Annotated in this window: 17 protein-coding genes and 1 tRNA gene; 8 read left to right on the top strand and 10 right to left on the bottom strand. The window is 63.7% G+C overall.

Annotation, left to right across the window (positions count from 1 at the left end; all coding sequences use genetic code 11):
• Nucleotides 1-76: 76 nt before the first annotated feature.
• A complete protein-coding gene (locus ACQZ5H_RS03055; RefSeq protein WP_449096702.1) occupies nucleotides 77-1,315 on the top strand; it encodes a GNAT family N-acetyltransferase in 1,239 nt (412 codons plus the stop codon).
• A 5-nt stretch (nucleotides 1,316-1,320) separates the two neighbouring features.
• Here ACQZ5H_RS03055 and ACQZ5H_RS03050 read toward each other — a convergent pair whose 3' ends face one another.
• Nucleotides 1,321-3,468 (bottom strand): GumC family protein, encoded by a 2,148-nt coding sequence (locus ACQZ5H_RS03050; RefSeq protein ID WP_449096701.1) that lies wholly within the window; start codon nucleotides 3,466-3,468, stop codon nucleotides 1,321-1,323.
• 191 nt (nucleotides 3,469-3,659) lie between these two features.
• On the opposite strand from ACQZ5H_RS03050, the gene ACQZ5H_RS03045 reads away from it, so the two are divergent.
• The 6 genes from ACQZ5H_RS03045 to ACQZ5H_RS03020 all read left to right on the top strand — a co-directional run bounded on the left by ACQZ5H_RS03045 (nucleotide 3,660) and on the right by ACQZ5H_RS03020 (nucleotide 8,822).
• Nucleotides 3,660-4,235 (top strand): polysaccharide biosynthesis/export family protein, encoded by a 576-nt coding sequence (locus tag ACQZ5H_RS03045; RefSeq protein WP_112718731.1) that lies wholly within the window; start codon nucleotides 3,660-3,662, stop codon nucleotides 4,233-4,235.
• Between the two features lie 6 nt (nucleotides 4,236-4,241).
• Complete coding sequence (locus ACQZ5H_RS03040) at nucleotides 4,242-5,405, top strand: glycosyltransferase family 4 protein (RefSeq protein ID WP_199628782.1); 1,164 nt, start codon at nucleotides 4,242-4,244, stop codon at nucleotides 5,403-5,405.
• Between the two features lie 66 nt (nucleotides 5,406-5,471).
• Nucleotides 5,472-7,034 carry an undecaprenyl-phosphate glucose phosphotransferase gene (locus tag ACQZ5H_RS03035; RefSeq protein ID WP_449096700.1) on the top strand — a complete coding sequence of 521 codons (1,563 nt, stop codon included), beginning with the start codon at nucleotides 5,472-5,474 and terminating at the stop codon, nucleotides 7,032-7,034.
• The gene (locus ACQZ5H_RS03030; RefSeq protein ID WP_449096699.1) at nucleotides 7,031-8,284 is read left to right on the top strand and encodes an O-antigen ligase family protein; all 1,254 of its coding nucleotides are present in this window, start codon (nucleotides 7,031-7,033) and stop codon (nucleotides 8,282-8,284) included. The genes ACQZ5H_RS03035 and ACQZ5H_RS03030 overlap by 4 nt, the downstream gene beginning before the upstream one ends.
• Nucleotides 8,285-8,315: 31 nt before the next feature.
• Complete coding sequence (locus ACQZ5H_RS03025) at nucleotides 8,316-8,609, top strand: helix-turn-helix domain-containing protein (RefSeq protein WP_112718735.1); 294 nt, start codon at nucleotides 8,316-8,318, stop codon at nucleotides 8,607-8,609.
• Nucleotides 8,610-8,672: 63 nt separating this feature from the next.
• A complete protein-coding gene (locus ACQZ5H_RS03020) occupies nucleotides 8,673-8,822 on the top strand; it encodes a hypothetical protein (protein WP_165402739.1) in 150 nt (49 codons plus the stop codon).
• 3 nt (nucleotides 8,823-8,825) lie between these two features.
• On the opposite strand, the gene ACQZ5H_RS03015 is transcribed toward ACQZ5H_RS03020, so the two are convergent.
• Nucleotides 8,826-9,038 carry a hypothetical protein gene (locus ACQZ5H_RS03015; protein ID WP_112718736.1) on the bottom strand — a complete coding sequence of 71 codons (213 nt, stop codon included), beginning with the start codon at nucleotides 9,036-9,038 and terminating at the stop codon, nucleotides 8,826-8,828.
• A 173-nt stretch (nucleotides 9,039-9,211) separates the two neighbouring features.
• On the opposite strand from ACQZ5H_RS03015, the gene ACQZ5H_RS03010 reads away from it, so the two are divergent.
• The gene (locus ACQZ5H_RS03010) at nucleotides 9,212-9,445 is read left to right on the top strand and encodes a DUF982 domain-containing protein (RefSeq protein ID WP_199628785.1); all 234 of its coding nucleotides are present in this window, start codon (nucleotides 9,212-9,214) and stop codon (nucleotides 9,443-9,445) included.
• A gap of 16 nt (nucleotides 9,446-9,461) precedes the next feature.
• Here the strand turns inward: ACQZ5H_RS03010 and ACQZ5H_RS03005 are convergent, their stop codons facing one another.
• From ACQZ5H_RS03005 to bcsA, 8 genes are all read right to left on the bottom strand, one after another.
• A complete protein-coding gene (locus ACQZ5H_RS03005) occupies nucleotides 9,462-9,683 on the bottom strand; it encodes a hypothetical protein (RefSeq protein ID WP_199628786.1) in 222 nt (73 codons plus the stop codon).
• Nucleotides 9,684-9,934: 251 nt separating this feature from the next.
• A tRNA-Pro gene (locus tag ACQZ5H_RS03000) sits at nucleotides 9,935-10,011 on the bottom strand.
• Nucleotides 10,012-10,101: 90 nt separating this feature from the next.
• On the bottom strand, nucleotides 10,102-10,713 hold the full coding sequence (locus ACQZ5H_RS02995; RefSeq protein WP_449097016.1) for an HAD family hydrolase: 612 nt from the start codon (nucleotides 10,711-10,713) through the stop codon (nucleotides 10,102-10,104).
• A 96-nt stretch (nucleotides 10,714-10,809) separates the two neighbouring features.
• Nucleotides 10,810-11,850 carry a trans-3-hydroxy-L-proline dehydratase gene (locus ACQZ5H_RS02990; protein ID WP_449096698.1) on the bottom strand — a complete coding sequence of 347 codons (1,041 nt, stop codon included), beginning with the start codon at nucleotides 11,848-11,850 and terminating at the stop codon, nucleotides 10,810-10,812.
• 57 nt (nucleotides 11,851-11,907) lie between these two features.
• Complete coding sequence (locus tag ACQZ5H_RS02985) at nucleotides 11,908-14,349, bottom strand: cellulose synthase (RefSeq protein WP_449097015.1); 2,442 nt, start codon at nucleotides 14,347-14,349, stop codon at nucleotides 11,908-11,910.
• Complete coding sequence (locus ACQZ5H_RS02980; protein ID WP_449096697.1) at nucleotides 14,346-15,392, bottom strand: glycosyl hydrolase family 8; 1,047 nt, start codon at nucleotides 15,390-15,392, stop codon at nucleotides 14,346-14,348. The genes ACQZ5H_RS02985 and ACQZ5H_RS02980 overlap by 4 nt, the downstream gene beginning before the upstream one ends.
• Complete coding sequence (locus ACQZ5H_RS02975; protein ID WP_449096696.1) at nucleotides 15,389-17,947, bottom strand: cellulose biosynthesis cyclic di-GMP-binding regulatory protein BcsB; 2,559 nt, start codon at nucleotides 17,945-17,947, stop codon at nucleotides 15,389-15,391. The genes ACQZ5H_RS02980 and ACQZ5H_RS02975 overlap by 4 nt, the downstream gene beginning before the upstream one ends.
• Nucleotides 17,947-20,148 (bottom strand): UDP-forming cellulose synthase catalytic subunit, encoded by a 2,202-nt coding sequence (bcsA, locus tag ACQZ5H_RS02970; protein WP_112718827.1) that lies wholly within the window; start codon nucleotides 20,146-20,148, stop codon nucleotides 17,947-17,949. The genes ACQZ5H_RS02975 and bcsA overlap by 1 nt, the downstream gene beginning before the upstream one ends.
• Between the last annotated feature and the right edge of the window lie 42 nt (nucleotides 20,149-20,190).

Here is a 20,190-nt window from a genome sequence, read left to right as displayed (position 1 = left end):
CTTCGCTTGCGTTTAAACCCTCTCTAGGCCTTGGCCGCTATATCTTCCGGCACGCAATCTTGACCGGAGATCTCCCGTGCGGACGCAGAAGCTCGATGCCGACCACCAGCCGCTTGACGATGCAGGCAAGGCCGATGCCGGTATTTCCCGGCTGAGATCGGTCGGCGCGCAGCTGGCGATCGCCGATCTGGACATCACCGTCCACACAAAACTGGAGCCGTTGGAGAGCGACTGGCGGGCGCTTGAGAAAGATCCCCTCGCCTCGCTGCATCAGGGCTATGAGTGGTGCCGCTCCTGGGTGCGCGCCTATGATAGGCCGCTTGCCGTGCTGAAGGGCACTGCGCAGGGCAAGGCCGCCTTCATCCTGCCGATCGAGATCGAAAGCCGCCAGGGCGTGCGGATCGCCAAGTTCATCGGCGCCGATCACAGCAATATCAATACCGGCCTGTTCTCGGCCGCCTTCCTCGAAGGCGCAGGCGGTCTCGATGCCGGTCGTTTCGCAGCGATCCTCAGAGAGGCGCTGCATGGAAAGGCCGATCTCCTCCTGCTGCAGAACATGCCGCTGGAATGGCGCGGGCGGGAAAATCCACTCGGGCTGTTGCCGATGGTGCAGAACCAGAACCACGCCTACCAGCTGCCGCTGCTCGAAAATTTCGAGGCGACGCTGAAGCAGCTGAATGCCAAGAGCCGCCGCAAGAAATTCCGCGTGCAGTCCAAGCGGCTGGAGGCAATCGGCGGCTTCGACTATATCGACGGCGGCTCACCCGCCGAACAGCATGCGCTGCTCGACCTGTTCTTCAGGCAGAAGTCCGAGCGCTTCCGTTCGCTCGGTCTGCCCGACGTCTTTGCCGATGCCGCGACGAAGGCGTTCCTGCATGGGCTGATCGATATTCGCGACGGCAGCGACTATGGCCTGGAAATGCATGCGCTGCGGCTGAAGGGCGAGTTCGACGGCAAGATTGCGGCCGTCTCGGGCATCTCGCGCAAGGGCGATCACGTGATCTGCCAATTCGGTGCGATCGACGAGAACCTCGTTCCGGATGCCAGCCCCGGCGAATTCCTCTATTGGCAGATGATCTCCGGATTGCAGAACAAGGGCGTCGCGCTCTTCGATTTCGGTCTTGGCGACCAGACCTACAAGCGCTCCTGGGCGCCCGTCGAGACCGACCATCATGACGTGGTTCTGCCGCTGTCGCTGAAGGGCCGGATTGCAGGGACGGCGCATCGCGCCATCACCCGCAGCAAGGCCTATATCAAGGCGCGGCCGGGCTTTTACAGAACAGCCCAGCGCCTGCGCGCCAAGATCGGTATCTGACCGCCTCAGGCGGCGTGGCGGGTGAGATCGGGCTCGGCGCTTTCGCCGCCCGACATCAGCACGACGCGCTGGTAACCGGCCTTTTCGAACTCGGTCATGGCGGTCACGAACTCGTCTTCCAGCACTTCCGGCATGGAGAGGATGATCTCGACATCCTTGCTGCGCGTCAGCCGCGACACGCCGGCGACATCGGCCGCGCCGCATTCGACGACGACGATATCGTAAGCCGACATCAGGGCATCGAGCAGCAGCGACAGGCGGTCGGCGCCACGCATCGCCTTGCGGACATCGCTGGTGCCCTGCGGGATGAGATGCGCATCGGACGAGCGGTCGCCGTGGATCGTGTCGCCGAAGGCAGCTTCGCCACAGAGCAGGTCGGTAACGCCAGGCGCTTCCAGGTCTTCGGCCATCATTGCCGTCGGATAGCCGGAGCCGGTCATGTCGACGAGGATGGCGCGCTGGCCGGAGGCGGCGAGCCTGCGGGCAAGCGCAACGGTGGCTGCGGAGCCGTCGTCACCGGTCGGTGAAATGGCGATCGCCAGCGGCGCGCGGCTGCCGGTGAGATAGTCCGCAACGGAGCCGATCGAGAATTCATTCTCCTCCACAGCTTCGACGGCAACGGCGGGCTCTTCGGCTTCCGGTTCGTCTGCCGGCGCAGAGAGCATGCTGGGGGCCACCGCACGTTTCGTCTTTGCCGGAGCGGCAACGATGATCGTTTCCTCTTCCTCGATACGGGCAACCGGCAGGGCGGGACCAACAGGACGCAACGCGCGGCCACTGAAGAGCTCGGCGAGCATGATGACGATCGAGGTGATGATCAGCGTTGCGAAAGCGGCGACGATGACGATCGGGACGACCTTCGGGAAATAGGGATCGACCGGCTGGATCGCCTTGGAGACGACGCGGGCATCGGCCGGGCTGGAATTGCTGTCGGCGCGCGATGCGGCTTCGCGGTAGCGCACCAGATAGGTTTCGAGCAGCTGGCGCTGGGCATTGGCTTCGCGCTGCAGCGCGTTCAGGCCGACTTCGTCTTCCCCGGCCTTGGCGCTGTTCTGCTGCAGGGCGCCGGACTGGCGCTCGAGCTCGGTGGCACGCAGATCGGCGACCTTGGACTCGTTCTCGATGCTTGTCAGAATCTTCTGCGTCTCGGCGCGGATCTGCGTCTTGATGTCGGCGAGCTGGGCGCGGAGGCTGCGCAGGCGCGGATGATTGTTGAGCAGCGAGGTGCTGAGATCGGAAATCTGCGACTGCAGACCGGACTCGGTGCCCTTCAGGCGCTGCATCGACTGCGAGTTCATGATGTCAGGCAGCGTATCGGAGGCTTCGCCGGAGGACAGCGCGTTGCGCACCGCCTGCGCGCGGGCTTCGGCATTCGCCTTCTCGCCGCGCACACGGGTCAGTTCGGCGGAGATGTCGTTCAGCTGCTGCGTCGGGAAGTTGCTGCCGCCATTGGTCGGCAGCAGGCCGTGCTGAGCGCGGTATTCGGCAACCTTCTGCTCGGCGTCATTGACCTTCTGGCGCAGGCTTTCGATTTCAGGCTCGAGCCAGCGGGTGGCTTCGGAATTGGAGGCGAGCTTAGCGCCGCTCTGGGTAGCGAGATAGACGGAAGCCATCGCATTCGGAATGCGGGCAGCGAGCTTCGGATCCTTGGAGGTGAAGTTGATGCCGATGACGCGCGAGCCCGGCACCTGGAAGACCTGGAGGCGCTCGGTGAAGGCATCGATGACGCGCTCTTCAGGCGGGTTTTCAGCCGGGTTCTTCTTCAGATGCAGGGCAACGAGGATATCCGTCAGCGCCGAGCCGTTGGCGGCCTCGTCGAATTCCGGGAGCTCGTAGAGCTTCTCGCTGTTGATGACCTTCTTGATAAGGTCGGCAGACTGCAGCAGCTGCACCTGGCTCGCAATATTCAGCTCGTCGAGCAGCGGGCCTGCCGTGGCGTCGGATGTCTGGGTATTGGCAAAGGCCGGGGCGCGCTGCTCGATCAGCAGGCGCGTCTCGCCGCGATATTTCGGCGCGATCATCTTGGCGCCGGCGAAGGCAACCCCTGCCCCGATCAGCGTGATCGCAACGACCTTCAGCCGCCGTTCCCATACGGCACGGACAAGCTGGCCAAGATCGATGTCGACATCCTGATTTCCCGATACGCCGGACATACTCGTACTCCAAGAACAAAGGTGCCGCGAAGCGTAAACGACTATAGTAACCCAAGCGTTAATTGCCCCGCCCTCAAGTAAGAGGCGGGAGAATGCACCGGGGACAAAAAAAGCTGCGGATTTTTACCAGCCATTAACCCTAACGGATCGATAACGGCGGGGACCAATTTGTTTTCTGTGAGCCTGCACGGATGCCTCTCGCTACGCCAAAGATGTTTCTGGCCCTTGGCCTTGCCGCGATGACTGCGGTCCTGAGCGGCTGCAACACCTATAAGCCGGCGCCGAAGGCTTTCCAGCAGGCGACGATCCAGCCCTATACGCTGGATAGCGGCGACCGCTTGCGCATCACCGTCTTCGACCAGCCGAGCATGACCAACAGCTACACTGTCGATCAGGCCGGCTACATCGCATTCCCGCTTGTCGGCCAGGTCCCTGCCCGTGGCCGCACCCTGCAACAGCTTTCTGGCCAGCTGGCTGGTAAGCTGCGCCAGGGTTATCTTCGCGATCCCGATGTCACCATCGATGTCGATCGCTACCGCTCGATCTTCGTCATGGGCGAAGTCGGCCAGCCCGGTCAATACGCCTATGTTCCCGGCCTGACGGTTCAGAATGCCATCGCCGTTGCCGGCGGTTACACCTCGCGCGCCAATCAGGCCAGCGTCGACGTGACGCGCAAGATCAACGGTCAGGTCATCACCGGCCGCGTCAACATTTCCTCCGCCATCATCGCTGGCGACACGATCTATGTACGCGAACGGCTGTTCTGATCTGACATGACAGACGAACAACGGCCTCTCCGCATCATTCACTGCTTCAGGTCGCCGATCGGCGGAATCTTCCGCCATGTCCGCGACCTGGTCGAAGAGCACAGCAAGGCTGGACACGAGATCGGCATTCTCTGCGACAGCTCGACCGGCGGCGAGCACGAGGACCGGCTGTTCGACGATATCCGTCCCTATCTTTCGCTTGGGCTGACGCGCGTGCCAATCCGCCGCGCCCCTGGCCTCTCCGATATCCCGGTGATCTGGGATACATACAAGACAATCAAAAGTTTGCGGCCTGATGTGCTGCACGGACACGGCGCCAAAGGCGGTGTGCTCGCGCGGCTCGTTGGCTCAGCCCTGCGGGTGAACAGGTATCGCGTAGCCCGCCTCTATACTGCGCATGGGGGAAGCCTGCATTATTCCCGCACCTCGCTCCTCGGGCAGTTCGTGCTCAAGATGGAGCGGCTGCAGGAATATCTGACCGATGCGCTCGTCTTCATCTGCGAATACGAGCGCGACACCTATGCCAAGAAGGTCGGCAAGCCGAAAACCAAGACGCGGCTGATCTATAACGGCATCGGGGAACGGGATTTCCAGGTCATTCCCACCCGATCCGATGCGGTCCATTTCATCTATATCGGCATGCTTCGGGACCTTAAGGGTCCCGATCTTTTTGTGGATGCCTTCGCCAAGACCGAGCGGCTGGCCGGGCGCCCCCTCTCCGCGCTGATGATCGGCGACGGGCCGGACCGCGACAAGTACCGCGACATGATGGTCGAGCGCGGCCTCGGCAAGCGCATCAGCATGTTGCCGGCAATGCGCGTGCAGGAGGCGTTCACGATGTCGCAGAATGTCGTGGTTCCCTCCCGCGCCGAGGCCATGCCTTATATCGTTCTGGAGGCACTCGGCGCCGGCAAGACGGTGATCGCCAGCCGCGTCGGCGGCATCCCGGAAGCGCTCGGCAAGGAGAGCGCGGCACTGGTGACGCCGGGTGACGCGACCGACCTCGCGCGGGTCATGGCCGAGGCGTTAGCCAAGCCCGAATGGGGGCATCAGACCATGCCTTCGACGGAAGCGGTGAAGGCGGTGTTTTCAGCACCGGTGATGGCGAAAGATGTGCTGAAACTATACTACGAGCTCATCGGCCAGACGCCGACATCTTCAAATATATAAGATCCTGTAAACCTTTCTTAGGGGCTTCCTGCTATGCCGTTTGTATCAACGAGCGGCGGAAGCCTCATGAACAAGGCAGAAAAGAGCGGTCAGTTCGACGTCGAAACGCTGCGCAAGCAGGTCTCGGACATCCATGCGCGCGGCGATACGGCCGAGAAGGCGGATGAGGCAGGGTCGATCAACCCCTACGCCCTGCAGATCGCCGAACAGTTTCGCGAAGGCACGCATTCGCCCGCCATCATCATCGGCCAGTTCCGGCTCTTCGAATTCGCCTCGCAATTCGTCATCGGTCTCCTCGCCTTCCTGATCTGGCCGGGCGACGGCAGCACCGAGACCTTCGCCTCGCGCGTCGCGCTCGCCTTCTTCATCTCCGCCTTTGCCGTCGTCAGCCTGCAGATCAGCGATACCTATTCGATCCCGGCGCTGCGCTCGCGCGTGCGGCTCTTGCCGCGGATCTTCCTCTCTTGGGCAGCCGCGTTCCTGCTGACGGAAATGGTCTTTGCGCTCTTCAACGAGACCTCGTGGGCGAAGATCAACCTGCATCTTGCCTGGTTCTCGGCCGCCGGCCTGTTCCTCATCGGCACGCGCTTCCTCGTCGCCTACGGCATCCGCAACTGGGCGCGCAACGGCGTCATGGAGCGGCGCGCCGTCATCGTCGGCGGCGGCGATCCGGCCAAGGATCTGATCCGCCTGCTCGAATTGCAGCCCGACAACGACATCCGCATCTGCGGCATTTTCGACGATCGCGGCGAGAAGCGCTCGCCGATCATGGTCGCCGGCTATCCGAAGCTCGGCACCGTTGCCGAACTCGTCGAGTTCGTCCGCCTGACGCGCATCGACATGCTGATCATCGCCCTGCCACTCAGCGCCGAAGCCCGCATTCTGCAACTTCTGAAGAAGCTCTGGGTGCTGCCGGTCGATATCCGCCTTGCCGCCCATGCCAACCGCCTGCGGTTCCGCCCGCGCGCCTATTCGCATGTCGGCACCGTGCCGATGCTCGATATCTTCAAGAAGCCGATCCAGGACTGGGATTCGGTCGCCAAGCGCGGCTTCGACATCTTCTTCGCGACACTCGCCCTGCTCCTGCTCTGGCCGGTGATGATCGCAACGGCTGTTGCCATCAAGCTGACCTCGAAGGGCCCGGTCTTCTTCATGCAGAAGCGCCACGGCTTCAACAACGAAGTCATCAACGTCTTCAAGTTCCGCTCGATGTACACGAACATGAGCGACCCGAGCGCGAAGGCGGCCGTGACCAAGGGCGACCCGCGCGTCACCCCCGTCGGCCGCTTCATCCGCAAATCGTCGATCGACGAGCTGCCGCAGCTCTTCAACGTGCTGCGCGGCGAGCTGTCGCTGGTCGGTCCGCGCCCGCATGCCGTCGCTGCGCAGGCCCACAACCGTGCCTTTGGCGATGTCGTCGAGGGCTACTTCGCCCGCCACCGCGTCAAGCCGGGTGTCACCGGCTGGGCGCAGATCAACGGCTGGCGCGGCGAAGTCGACAATGACGACAAGATCAAGTTTCGCACGGCCTACGATCTTTATTACATCGAGAACTGGTCGCTCTGGTTCGACCTGAAGATCCTGTTCCTGACGCCGATCCGGCTGCTCAACACGGAAAACGCGTATTGAGCGCGATCGAGGCGACATATCCGCGCGTTGCCGACCCGCAGCGCGTGACGCTGCGCATCATCGGCTCGGCTCTGGTCGCCTTCGGCGTGTTCCTCTCCGGCTTCGTCATCAACGAGCCGGCGCCCTACGAGCTCTGGATGGCGGGGCTGACCGGCATCTGGTTCATCCTCGGGCTGCGCATCTCCCGATATAGCGGCATCCTGCTGGCACTGCTGATCACCTTCAATGTCGGCGGCATGCTGTCGCTGACGCAGATGAAGGACATGACGGGCGGGCCGATGTATATCGCCGTCTCGACCTTCCTGGCGCTGACATCGGTCTTCTATGCGGCGATCATTGAGGACAATGCCAAGCGCCTCGTGCTGATCTTCAATGCCTGGGTGTTTGCCGCCGTCATCACCTCGCTGCTCGGCATCCTCGGCTATTTCCACGCCTTCCCCGGCTCGGAAGTCTTCACGCTCTACGACCGCGCCAAGGGCGCCTTCCAGGATCCGAACGTCTTCGGTCCGTTCCTCGTCGCCCCCTCGCTCTACCTCGTGCACGGCATGCTGACGCGCAGCCTGCTGAGCTCGCCGGTGCGCGCCCTTGCGCTGCTGATCCTGGCGCTCGGCGTGTTCTTGTCCTTCTCGCGTGCCGCCTGGGGCCTGTTCCTGCTGACCATCGTCATCCTCATCTTCGTCATGCTGCTGAAAGAGCGCACCGGCGCCTTCCGGCTGAAGATCCTGATGATGTCGATGGCGGCGGTGATCCTGATGGTCGCCGCGCTCGTCATCGCACTTCAGATCCCGCAGGTTGCCGATCTCTTCAGCACCCGCGCCCAGCTCGTGCAGCAATATGACGGCGAATATCTCGGCCGTTTCGACCGCCACCGCATCGGCTTCCAGATGATGATGGAGCGGCCGCTCGGCATCGGCCCGATGGTGTTCGGCACGATCTTCCCCGAGGACGAGCACAATATCTGGCTGAAATGCCTGACGACCTACGGCTGGCTCGGCTTCGTCACCTATGTCTCGATGCTGATCTGGACCATCTATCTCGGTTTCAAGAACCTGCTCAAGGACCGCCCCTGGCAGCCCTTCCTGATGATCGCCTGGATCTGCGTCATCGGCCATGCGACGATCGGCAACGTCATCGATATCGACCACTGGCGCCACGTCTATCTGCTGTTCGGCATCGTCTGGGGCTGCGCCGCACTCGAGCACCGCCACCAGCTCGCCGAGATGCGCAAAACCGGCGTCAGCGCCACTTGAGAAGCGGCCCGTCCGCGCTAAACTTCTCCTCATGATCACGGGAACACAGATACGCGGCGCCCGCGCCATGACGGGCATGAGCATCGAGGAACTGGCCGCTGCATCCGGCCTTTCCGCAAAAATCATTTCGGCGCTCGAACAGGGCGAAGGCAGCGGCGAGCCGCAGGCCTTTCTCGCGGCCAAGCACGCGCTGGAAGCGGCAGGCATCATCTTCATCGCAAGCGGCAATCATGACGAAGGCGGTCCCGGCGTGCGCCTCAAGGCACGCGGCAACGGCGACGACGGTCTGCGGCCCGAAGAGCTCAACGCCACCAATGACGATTAATCCGGAACCAAACCGGCCTTCACGCGTTTTCCGCGCGCAATCAATGCGTTGAGGGGAATCATCTTGAATCGTAACAGCAGTCTTTATTTCGTCATCGGCGCGCTCGTGGTCGTCGTCATCGGCCTCGGCGCCTATATTTATCGTGAAGAAAGCAAGCCTGAAGGAGTCGAGCTCAGCATCGGCCAGAACGGCATTTCCGTCGAGCAGAAGTAATCTTCAGAGATAGGCCTTGGTCAGGGCGGCGAGCTTTGCGCCGTCTCTGACACCCTGCCGGTAAAGCTGGATCATCACCGCGCCCAGACGCTCGGCCTCCTGCGTGCGGCGGCCGACGCCGCGGTCCTCGCAGACTTCATCCAGGACATTGGAAATCACGTCGAGATCGTCCGAAAACAGCGGGAGGTCGCGCGGATGGATAGTCGTGTCGAGCATCGAGGCGGCACTTCCTGAAAGCCTGGGCAGGATACCTGCACCGGCAGAGGAGATCGGGAACGCCTGCACTATGCGCGCGGATTTCACGCTTTGCAACTCTCTGAAATCTAGCGGGAACAAAGGGACATGCCCGGCGTTCGGTGCCAGGTTCAAATCAGTACAAAGACCGTGTCATGAGTCAGAGAAGTTTCCCCTCCCCCGTCCGCGTCAAATCCGCAACCGCAGACCTTATCATCTCCACCGCCTGGGATGCCGTCGAGTTTCTGAAGCGCTGGCCGGGCAACCGCGGCCGCGAATACCGCATCGCCATGCAGCATTGCCTCGACGCACTCGACGGCCTGATCAGCGCCAGCAAGGCGCGGCTCTCCTTCATCACCGCCGCCCGCATCGCCGGGCTGCTTGCCTGAACGGCCGAGGCGGCGGTCAGTGCTTGCGCAGCGGCACGACCTCGGCCAGCCGCGGATGCAGAGCACCTTCGGTGATCGCCCTGCCGCTGAGTTCGATGAGATATTCCCCAGCAAGCTCCGTCAGCGCTATCGCGACATCGCCCTCTGCCCATCCGGCCCTGACAGCCTCGTCCGTCAGCGCCTGAAACGCCTCGACCAGCCGCTCCCGCGAACCGTCCATCATCCTGCGACCGGTCATTGCTGTCCCTCCGCCACGCCATCTGGCGCGCCGATAGAATAGATGCGCGGGAGGCGGAAAGACGAGGACTATTCAGGATTAGGCCACGTCCAATTTTGGTGGGGTTTTCGAAAGGCGCGGCTGCGCCATGCGCGAGAAAGCCAAATCATCCGGTGGGAATTTGGTGGAATTTCTCCGACGCTTCGTTCTCCTCTAGGCCATCTCGGCCCTTGGGGGAGAGAACGAAAACCCTTGGTGTTCAAGGGTTTAAATGGTCGGGGCGACAGGACTTGAACCTGCGACCCCTTGACCCCCAGTCAAGTGCGCTACCGGGCTGCGCTACGCCCCGACCTGCCTAAACGGCTTGCATCGTTTAGTTTTTCGACGGCTTGAATGCAAGCGGAAAAAGGATCTATCCGCTCAAAAAGCCGACAGTTGATTACGCCCTGGCGATCGAGATGGCGCCGGGCTTGGTTTCGACACGGAAATCCGCGTAGCCGTCGGTTTCGGCATGGGGTGTTTCGAAGGGCGTTGCGTGGGTCGTGGTGATAACCACGACGTCGGCGCCGGCGGCTTCACCGGCGAGAATGCCGGCGACGGCATCTTCGAAGACGAGGCAACGGGCCGGATCGACGCCGAGGCGCTTGGCGCCGAGGATGTAGCATTCCGGGCTCGGCTTGCCCGCCGAGACTTCCTCGCCTGTTACCATGACCTTCGGCAGCGGAATGCCGGCCGCCTTCAGGCGCTTGAAGGCGAGTTCGGCAGGGGCCGAGGTGACGATCGCCCAGCGATCCTCCGGCAGGCTCTTGACGAAATCGATGGCGCCGGGGATTTCGATGATGCCCTCGACATCCTCCATCTCGGCGTCGAGCAGCAGCTTTGCCTCATGGAAGGGATCGACGCCCGGCAGGCCGAGATTGCGGACGGTATCGGAGGCACGAACGCCGTGCACCGTCTTCATGAACACCTCCGGCTCCAGGCCGTGGCGCTTTGCCCAGTCGCCCCAGACGCGCTCCACGACGGCGATCGAGTTCACCAGCGTGCCGTCCATGTCGAAGAGGAAAGCGTCGTAGTCTTTGCCGAAGATATTGGAGTTGGGCACTGCGTATTCCTTGTCTGCTAGGTGATTGGCGGGCGATGGTCCGGTTCAGCCGGTCTGCTTTTCCATCGGCCAGGTGTCCGAAAGGCGGTAGCCCGCGGGATAGGGATCGGAGGGGTCGAGCATCAACTGCTGCGTTCCCGTCACCCAGGCGCGGCCGGAAATGATCGGCACGATACCCGGCCTGCCGCCGATATCGGCTTCGGAATCGATCGAGCAATGGAACTCGGAGCCGATGATCGAGCGGCCGGTGAATTTGTCGCCGACCTTCATCTGTCCCCTCGCATGCAGCACGGCCATGCGCGCCGAGCAGCCGGTGCCGGTCGGCGAGCGGTCGATCTTGCCCGGCCGGATGGCGACGGCATTGGCGCCGGTCAGGATGCCGCCCTCGACGGCGACGGGGGCTGCGAACTGGCAGAAGGAGATGTGGTCCCAGCCGCTGTTGACCGGGTGGACGAAGCCGAACTGCTCGTTGGCTGCTTTGGTGATCTTCATGCCGAGTTCGGCGAGATCGCGGGCCTCGTGCGGGGCGATCGAGAAGCCGAGCGCATGGGCATCGACGATGACGAAGCTGTCGCCGCCATAGGCGGTGTCGACGGTCAGCGTGCCGAGCCCCTCGACCTCCAGCTTGGCATCGAGCTTGTCGGCGAAGGAGGCGACGTTCTTGACGCTGATGCGCTCGGCCTTGCCGTTGCGGCAGGTGGCAGTGACCTCGATGAGACCGGCCGGCGGCTCGAGAATCATTCTGGTTTCCGGCTCCTGCATCGGGATGATGCCGGTATCGAGAAGCACGGTCGAAACGCAGATCGAATTGGAGCCGGACATCGGCGGCGTGTCGGCGGGCTCCATGATGATCCAGCCCATCTGCGCCTTCGGGTTCTTCGGCGGCACCAGCAGGTTCACATGGCGGAAGACGCCGCCGCGCGGTTCGTTGAGCACGAAATTGCGCAGCGTCTCATCCGTGGCGATGAACCGGGACTGATCCCAGACCGTGTCACCGGGTGGCGGCGCGACGCCGCCGACGATCACATCGCCCACCTCGCCTTCGGCGTGGCAGGTAACGACATGGATGACCTTGGATGTTCTCATCGCCCCCAGCTCCTCTTCAGGCCTCCTGTCTAACCGTGGCAGCGGCGCTTGCCAAGGTCAGTAGCGGCCATCCGGGTGTGTCGCCTCGCGAACATTGGCGAGGCCGCGATTGGCATCCTTGCTGCCGGTCGCAGCCGCCGCCTCGAAGACGCGGGTGGCATCGCCATACATCTTGAGGTTCAGGTAGCAGTAGCCGCGCAGCACCATAAGGTCGATGGTTTCCTGCTTCAACTGGGCGCGCTGGTCGAGATAGATCAGCGTTTCGCGATAGCGCTTGGCGCCATAGGCGGAGAGCGCACGGTCGGCGAGGATCGCGACCTGCAGCTCGGCAGCGCGCTGGCGGTTCTGTGGGGCGCGGGTTGCGGAGACGGCAGCGTTGTTAGAAAGGCCGGCGCGCAGATAGGCGAGGCTCTGGCCGTAGGCGGCATCTTCGCGGTTCTGCCGTGCCGGGCTCTTCAGCGCCGTCTCGAAGGCGGCAATCGCCTCCATCGGGCGGTTGAGATCCATCAGGCACCAGCCGCGGGTCAGCGCATCGCCGGGGCTCAGCATGCTGGCATCGATCGTCGTGGCGCAGCCGCGGGGGGCGCGTGCCGTCTGCTGAACGGCGGCGGGCCGGGACGGCTCGGCATCGTAGCTCGCAACCTGCGTGCGCTGGCGCTGAACCGGCTGCTGGTAGGCCTGCTGCTGTTGCACGGGCTGATACTGCTGTTGCACCGGCTGATATTGCTGCGGCGCCTGCTGGTACTGTTGCTGCTGCACCGGCTGCGGCGTGGGCGCCACGGCGACGGGTGCATTGGTCTGCGGCGCCTGGGTCGGGCCCGGCAGCGGCGCGGAGACGTTCGGCGTCAGCGACGAGGTGTCGTCGAGCGTGGCGATACGCTGCGAGCGGCCGGCCCAGAGCCTCTGGACTTCGGCTACGCCCTTGCGGTCGTTCAGTTGCTCGCGGGTAATCGCCAGACCATAGGCGGAAGGCTCGTCATCGGGCTTCCAGCGCAGCGCCGTTTCGAACCAGCGCGCGGCCGTCTGCGGCTGATTGAGCGAACGGGCATACCAGCCATATTGCTGGGCGGTCGGCACGTATTTCTGGGCGATGATCTCGGTCGCCATGCGGCCGAGCACGTCCTCGGTGATGTTGGCCGGGGGCTGCAGCGCCATCAGGTTGGCGGTGGCAGCCAGATAGGTGTCCATCGCGTCCTTGGAATCGTTGCGCCACTTGAACATGACGTCTTCGGCTTCCTGCGGCGCCTTGCGGTCGACCAGCGCCAGAGCGAGGCCTTCGGAGGCCGAGGCGCTGTCTTCCTTGGTGCGGGCGGCACGGAACCACTTTTCGGCATCGGTCGCATTCTGGCGGCGCAGCTGGTACCAGCCGAGCAGCAGGGCATCGGCCGGTTCGCCCTGGGCTTCGGCAAGGCGCTCGACGCGCGAGATGTAATCGGCAGCGATCGTCAGCTTGTCGTCGGCATTGCCTTCGGCGAGAAAGCGGCGGGCAAGGTCGTCACGAATGCTGTCGAATTCGCGCGCGCCGCTGACGGCCGGCTGTTCGAGCGCGAGCAGCGACTGCATCGGCTGGTACGGCAGCACGGCTGAGGCCTTCTGGATGGTCGCCAGGCGCTCCTGCGGATTGGTGCAGTTCTTCAGGATATAGGTATAGGCGTCGATGCCGCGCTGCTGGCGATCCGTATCGACGAAGGCTTCGGCGACGCGCCAGAGCACATCGATATCGCTGCAGGTCAGCAGGCTCGGCGTCGCGGCGCCGATATCGACGACGGTCGCATATTGCTTGAGATCGGATGCGTTGATCAGCCGCGCACGGGCTTCGGCGACATCGAGGCGGTCGAGCAGGTCGGCCGGTGGCTGCCAGGCGGGCTCGGCGGTCTGCCGGTTGGCGATCGCCGAACGCAGCTCGGCATAGCGGCCCTCGGAATAGAGCTGCCACATGGTCTCGAGCTGCTTGTCGCCGCTCTGCGGCACGGCCAGCGGATCGGCCGGGGGAACCCAGTTCGGATAGAGCGCCTGAAGACGGGAGATTTCGGCCTGCAGACGCACCTTGTCGCCGCGGCTGGCGAAATAGCGCAGCGCGCTTTCATCGACCTTCGGCTGTCCCTGGGCCTGGTTCTGCGGCTGCGCAGCAGCTGTTGCCGGTGCGGGCTGCGTCTGCTGTGCTGTCTCGACCGGAGCGGCATCGGCACTGACCGGTGCGGCCGGCGTCACGGTGACCGGCGGAACGGCCGAAACCGGCGCCTGTCCCTGCCCTTGCGCCTGTGTCTGGGCAGTCAGAACGGGCGCTGCAGCCTGCAGCCGGTCGGTGATCGCCTGAACGTCGATCTTCGGATCAGCCGGCGCATCCGGACCCTTGATGCGCTCCATCAGCATCAGGTTAGGAGCGTTGTCTTCTTCACCAATCCCGAAGCGCTGCTGTAGCGCCGCGCGATCCTTCAGGCCGGTAATGACACCAGCCACGACGACTGCCGCGGAAATTGCAACGAGAGAGGACTTCACAGACACTCCGGATGTTTCTCCCCAACGAATGCCAGCCCGAGCAGCTGGAGGGTGGACGGATAGTAGAGCGCTGGCGAGAACTGCAGAGCTGATTCTGGCAGTTTCGTACCATGCACCACACAGGCCACAACATCGTTAACAATTCGATAACCAGCGTCCGAAAGCGCGGCTTTCGGTTTACCAGTGGTGAGGTCGATGGTGGCCGGAGCCCCGTCCACGGTCATGCCCTGCTGCAGCCGTCCGAAGAGCTCGGCATCGGTTACACCGGCGCGCGCGAGATAGAGCGGGATGCGGATGGCATTATAGGCAAACTCGGCATCGAAGCCCTCTGCAGGTGCCGGCATGCGCGCCAGGCTCACCCATTCGGCCGGCAGCTTGCGCGGGCCGAACTGCATGCTGCGCAACAGCGCCAGGCCATCGTCGCTGAGCTTCTGCCACTGATCGGAGGGCGCCAGCAGCGCCATGACCGGCAGCGCCTCGTAGATCCAGTAGGACGGGTTGATGACGGGACCATCCTTGCGGCCGGGCGGCATGAAACCTTCGACGCCGGGCATCAGCAGCGTGCGGCCGCCGGATTGCACGACCGCCTCGGTCAGCAGCGAATGCGCCATCTTGGCTGCCGCCTCGATATATTCGGGCTTCTTCCAGGCAGCACCGGCAAGCGCCAGCGCATAGGCGATCAAGAGGTCGCCGTCGGAGGCGTTGTTGATGTCTGTGACGTGCGGCCTGGAATTCGGATCCCATTTCCAGACGGCCAGCCCGTCGTTACGCAGCAGAAGCTCGGTGCGGGTGAAGTACCAGATCTGCTCGAAATCGGAGGGGCTGTTGGCGAGGTAGGAAAGCAGCAGGCCATAGCCCTGCCCTTCGCTGTGGCTGATATTGCCGTTGCCATTGTCGATGACGCGGCCGGTCTGATCGAGGAACTGCGTCTTGTAGGCCGCCCAGGCCTGAGGAGCGACCAGAACCTGTTGTGCCGCAGCTGGCTGCCACAGCAGGTTGAGGGCAACGACGCCCGCCATCAGCCGCGTCGCGATCCCCCTCATTTTCCTCGTCCCAGTCTGCCGAGCATGCTCGATGTCGCGACGCCGATCAGCATCGACAGGACGACCAGCAGGAAGGCGTAGGAGAGAATGTTGGTCGACAGCCAGTTGGCGGCGATCAGACGGTAATTGGCGATCGTCCAGGTCTGCGACGGCACGAAATCGAAGCGCGTCACCGGGACGCTTTCGACCTTGCCCGTCTTCGACGAATAGGTGGTGATGTGGCCTGATATCTGCGGCCAGTTGGCCTGAGAGGTCAGCGCTTCAGCGCCTTCGCGCAGATCCTTTGCCGAGGGTGCGGTGACCAGCGTCCAGGTGCCGTTGCCTTCAGGGCTCGTGCCCTGCGCCACCATCATCGTTGCGACATTCGACGGGGCGAAGACTTCTTCGGCGCCCGGCACGAATTGCAGCGAGCTCAGCGAAATGTCGAAGTTGCGGCGCATCCATTCCTGGAAAGCGGTGACCTGCCCCTTCCAGGCGCCGCCGCTGACCTTCGAGCGCCATTCGTCGAAGGCGGCGTTGGTGTCGGGCGCCGCCGCGCCGGTATCAGGCACGGGGCGCCAGGAGGCCTGGCTGGCGGTCGCGACATTGACCTGCGACAGCGCGGTTGCCGGAAGCTGCGAGATCGAGCCGATGAACATCGCGTCGCGGTCGCCGATCGTGCTCGGCGATGCCGAGGTTTCGATATCGATCGGGTGACCGGCCATGCTCGCCATCTGGCCGAGCAGGGTTGCCGCAGCGGAGAGCGTGTCGGCATCTGCGCGATCCAGGAACAGCGGCATCGGTGCGGTCAGGCGGCCATAGGGATAGGCAGTGCCGGCCATTGCCGCGAGGTTCGGCCGTTGTCCGACGCGAGCGAAATCCGGCATGTGGAATTCGGTCGTATCGAAGAGCGCGAAACGCGGCGTGCCGCCGGCTGTCGAACCGGGCGCGCAGGCGGCGTCTTCCTTGGTCTGCAGGATCGCTTCGAGCGCCAGCTCGTTCAGGCCCGGCTTGAAATGCCGCATCGTGACGCGGATCGGCAGATGGCGCAGGATACCGCCGCCGGTCGAAGTGATCGGCACGGTCGAGGCGATGTTGCCGTTGACATAGATGTCGATATGGCTGCCGGGGAGAACGTTCTCTGTATAGGCGGCATCGAGCAGCACCGTCGCCTCGCCATAGGCATTGGCATAGAAATCGGCGGGAACGGCGACGTTGAAATCGGTGCGGAAGCGGCGGCCGGAGAATTCGGTGGTCTTGACGCCGAGCTTCTGGAAGCTGAGGCGCGTGTCCTCGAAAAGCAGCGGCGCATCCGGCGCCGTCCAACGCTGCGTCGTCAGCACGTCACGGCGTACATCGGGCGAACGGTCGGTGGGCTGAACGATCGTATCGATCGCCTGCGAGATCGCCGGCCAGGACGGGCCGCTGATCAAGAGCACTGTCGAGCCCGTCCGCGGATCGGTCGCGAAGGTGGCGAGCGGGGCGGACTGGACGGCCGGAGGCAGCGCCGGGAAGTAAGGCGCGAGCTCGGCCGGCGTGCCGACGAGGACGGTGAGCTTGCCGGCACCGCCGTTCGGCAAGCGATCGGCGCTGAAGGAGAAGGTCTGGTTCGGCATGCCGCTGAGGACAGAGAGGCCCTGCGTCAGACGCAGCAGCGGCTTCGTCGTACCCGGCTGCTCGAGCGCCGGGACCAGCAGATCGAATTCGGTTTTGCCCGCACCATCGACGCCGATTGCGCGGATCGCATCGGTGCTCGACAGGCGCGCAGCATCCTGCCCGGCAAAGCTGAAATAGGTCTGCGACGGATCGATATTAGACCACAGCTCATAGGTGGACTGGATGCTGCAATCGGTGCGGTGGCGCTGGTTGGTCTCGAAGGTCAGCAGATTTGCGCCCGGCTGCAGCAGCCCGCGCGGCACGTCGAAGCTGACGGAAGACTGGCTGTCCGGCGAGCCCACCTGCTGCTGGCCTACCGGCCGGTTGTTGATCAGCACGGTGATCTGCGAGGCCTCGGGGGCGACGACGATCGAGTTCTGGTAGGCGAAGTTGAACTTTGCCGGGGCAGCCGCCTGCTCGGGCGTCAGATAGACGGACCAGGACTTGCGGTCATATTCGCCTTCCAGGCCGAACTTGGCGGCAGGCACGACATAGCGCACGACATTGCCGGCTGCACGGGCAGTGGCTGCCGCATCCGGCGTCGCAGGCGTCTGTTGCGGCTGCGGCTGCGCTGCGGGCTGCTGTGCGGCGACGGGCGACGCGGGAACCGGGGATGCCGGGACAGGTGCCGGAGCGGCCGCGGGCTGCGACAGGACCGGCGGCGTTGCCGGAACGGCAGGAACGGGTGCAGGCTGCGCAGCGACGGGTGCGGCCGGGACAGGTGCAGCGGGAGCCGGCGCCGGCTGAGCCGGGGCCGCAGCAGGCTGCTGCGCGGGCAGCGTCATGCGCGGCACCATCGGCTGCAGCCCGGCCGGACGTTCGCCGGACATATCGAAGGGTGCGGGCGCCTGCGCGGTCTGCGCATAGGCGATTGCCGAGGCGCTGAGAAGCAGAGCGGAGGCAGCGGCAAGCTTCTTCATCAGCCGTTCGCCTTTGCCGTCTGTTGCTGTTGCTGCTGTTGCGCCTCGCGCTCCGGCCGCATGCTGCGGAAGAAATACACCAGGCCGCGGCTGGTCTGATAGAAGGACAGGCCGAGGAACCAGATGGTGCCGCGGATGAGGCCCGGGTTGCGGCGGCGGCTCTGCTGGAATTGCGTCCACTGGTCCGAGTTCGCAAACATCAGGTCGGCGATCAGACGGTGGTCGAGAGCGTTCTTCGGAACATACTGGCAGCCGACCATGGTGATGTCGCCCGAAGGCTCCATGTTGCGGACGATGAGCGGCAGGGTTTCGAGATCGGCACCGCTATAGGGACGGAAGCGGATTTCGCCCTCGGCCCCGACGGTCATCTGATCGAGCTGCTTGTTGAAGACATGCAGGCGGGCGCCGTGGACGGAAACGTCCTCGATCGAGGCAGTGTACCATTTGCCGTTGACCCCGAGTTCGCAGCGGCGGTTGACGCGCACACGCCGCGACGAGGAGCGCTCGCCGCGCTCGGAGACGACGCCCAGCGCACAGCCGGCCATGATCAGGTTGATGATGTTCCAGCCGCCGACGACAAGCGTCACGTCGGCCTTATAGGGCTCGGCATAGATGCGGTAGATGGTGATGATCAAGGCGATGATCTGCACGGCGAAGATGACGAAGAACGGACGGCTGATTTCCGACAGGCGGCTGACGGCGATCGACTCGTCCTTCGCCGTCACCTTGAAGGTCGGCTTGCGCGGATTGAGCATGACCGAGACGACGGCGGGCAGAAGGTGGACCGTCTGCACATATTCGTAGAGCTCCGAGATCCACGGCCAGCGGAACGAGCCGTAGAGATAGTTCTGCATCATCAGGTTCACGAGCATGTAGGCCAGCGTGTAGGCCAGGAACTCGCCGCCCGAAGCGGTGAAGATTTCGAGATCGAAGAACAGGTAGAAGAGCGGCGCGAACAGGAAGATCGTGCGCGGGAACGGGAACAGCCAGAACAGCGTCGACGACATGTAGCACAGACGCTGCGGGATCGTCAGGCCGCGCTTCAGGAGCGGGAAGCGGAAGCGGAGGATCTGCATCATGCCCTGCGCCCAGCGGCTGCGCTGACCGATGAAGCTGGCGAAGGTGGCGGGCTGCAGGCCGGCGATAAGCGGCTTGTCGACATAGATCGAGTTCCAGCCGGTGCCGTGCAGCGCCAGCGCCGTTTCGCAGTCCTCGGTGATGCTGATACCGGAGAAGCCGCCCTGGCTCTCCAGCGCCTTGCGGCTGAGAACGGCTGCTGAGCCGCAGAAGAAGGCGGCATTCCACTTGTCGAGACCGCGCTGGATGATGCCGTAGAACATCTCGTTCTCGCTCGGCATGTTGTCGAAGGTGCGCAGGTTGCGCTCCAGCGGGTCGGGATTGATGAAGAAGTGCGGCGTCTGCACCAGGAAGAGCTTCGGGTCGTCGTCGAAATAGCCGACGGTCTCCAGCAGGAAGTCGCGGGCTGGCGCGTGGTCGGCGTCGAAGACGGCGATCAGCTCGCCGGTCGAGTGTTTCATGCCGTTGTTGAGGTTGCCGGCCTTGGCATGCTCGTTGCGGTCGCGCGTCAGATATTTGACGTCGAGATCTTCGCAGAGCTGCTTCAGTTCGGCGTGGCGCGCGACTGCGGCCTGTGCCTCGACGAGCTTGTTGGAATTGCGCTTCTGCAGCGTACCGCCGTCATCGAGCAGCCAGACATGCAGCTTCTCTTTCGGATAGTCCATCGCCTTGGCAGCGGCCAACGTGTTGGCGAGCAGGTGGGCGTCTTCGTTGTAGGAGGGAACGAAGACGTCGACATGTGGGAAGCGCTCCTCGCGCGCGGCACGCGACGGGCGCGGCGGCAGCGGGGTGGCGACGATGAAAAGGCTGAGCGCCAGCATCGCCACCGAATACATTTCGGCGAGATAGAGCAGCAGGCCAGGGATGAAGTTTTCCAGCTGATTGACCGGCGGCAGCGTGTTGGTCGTGCGCCAGTAGACGTAGCGCAGAACGATGGCGGTACCGAAGGCCAGCGCGATCAGCCGCCAGGTCCCCTCGCCCTTCATCACCTTGATGATCGCCATGATGGTGACGACGGTGATGCTGGCGATGAGCTGGGTCTGCAGGTTCACCGGCAGCGTGATCAGCGCAATCGTGCAGAGCGAGACAACCGCCCATATCAGGATGCTTCGGGCCTTATGCATCGACGTTCCTTCGAAATGACAGAACCGGGCCAGAAGGCCCGG

The sequence above is a fragment of the Rhizobium sp. 21-4511-3d genome (assembly GCF_053522545.1).
This window is presented reverse-complemented; position numbering and strand designations above follow the sequence as displayed.

What these genes read in the sequence shown, in the direction of transcription:
- ACQZ5H_RS02995 (WP_449097016.1), bottom strand. Translation starts at nt 10,713, where the DNA reads ATGGACGGCACGCTGGTGAACTCGATCGCCGTCGTGGAGCGCGTCTGG.
- ACQZ5H_RS03010 (WP_199628785.1), top strand. Translation starts at nt 9,212, where the DNA reads ATGAGTCAGAGAAGTTTCCCCTCCCCCGTCCGCGTCAAATCCGCAACC.
- ACQZ5H_RS02980 (WP_449096697.1), bottom strand. Translation starts at nt 15,392, where the DNA reads ATGAGGGGGATCGCGACGCGGCTGATGGCGGGCGTCGTTGCCCTCAAC.
- ACQZ5H_RS03050 (WP_449096701.1), bottom strand. Translation starts at nt 3,468, where the DNA reads ATGTCCGGCGTATCGGGAAATCAGGATGTCGACATCGATCTTGGCCAG.
- ACQZ5H_RS03040 (WP_199628782.1), top strand. Translation starts at nt 4,242, where the DNA reads ATGACAGACGAACAACGGCCTCTCCGCATCATTCACTGCTTCAGGTCG.
- ACQZ5H_RS03005 (WP_199628786.1), bottom strand. Translation starts at nt 9,683, where the DNA reads ATGACCGGTCGCAGGATGATGGACGGTTCGCGGGAGCGGCTGGTCGAG.
- bcsA (WP_112718827.1), bottom strand. Translation starts at nt 20,148, where the DNA reads ATGCATAAGGCCCGAAGCATCCTGATATGGGCGGTTGTCTCGCTCTGC.
- ACQZ5H_RS03035 (WP_449096700.1), top strand. Translation starts at nt 5,472, where the DNA reads ATGAACAAGGCAGAAAAGAGCGGTCAGTTCGACGTCGAAACGCTGCGC.
- ACQZ5H_RS02975 (WP_449096696.1), bottom strand. Translation starts at nt 17,947, where the DNA reads ATGAAGAAGCTTGCCGCTGCCTCCGCTCTGCTTCTCAGCGCCTCGGCA.
- ACQZ5H_RS03025 (WP_112718735.1), top strand. Translation starts at nt 8,316, where the DNA reads ATGATCACGGGAACACAGATACGCGGCGCCCGCGCCATGACGGGCATG.
- ACQZ5H_RS03045 (WP_112718731.1), top strand. Translation starts at nt 3,660, where the DNA reads ATGCCTCTCGCTACGCCAAAGATGTTTCTGGCCCTTGGCCTTGCCGCG.
- ACQZ5H_RS03015 (WP_112718736.1), bottom strand. Translation starts at nt 9,038, where the DNA reads ATGCTCGACACGACTATCCATCCGCGCGACCTCCCGCTGTTTTCGGAC.
- ACQZ5H_RS02990 (WP_449096698.1), bottom strand. Translation starts at nt 11,850, where the DNA reads ATGAGAACATCCAAGGTCATCCATGTCGTTACCTGCCACGCCGAAGGC.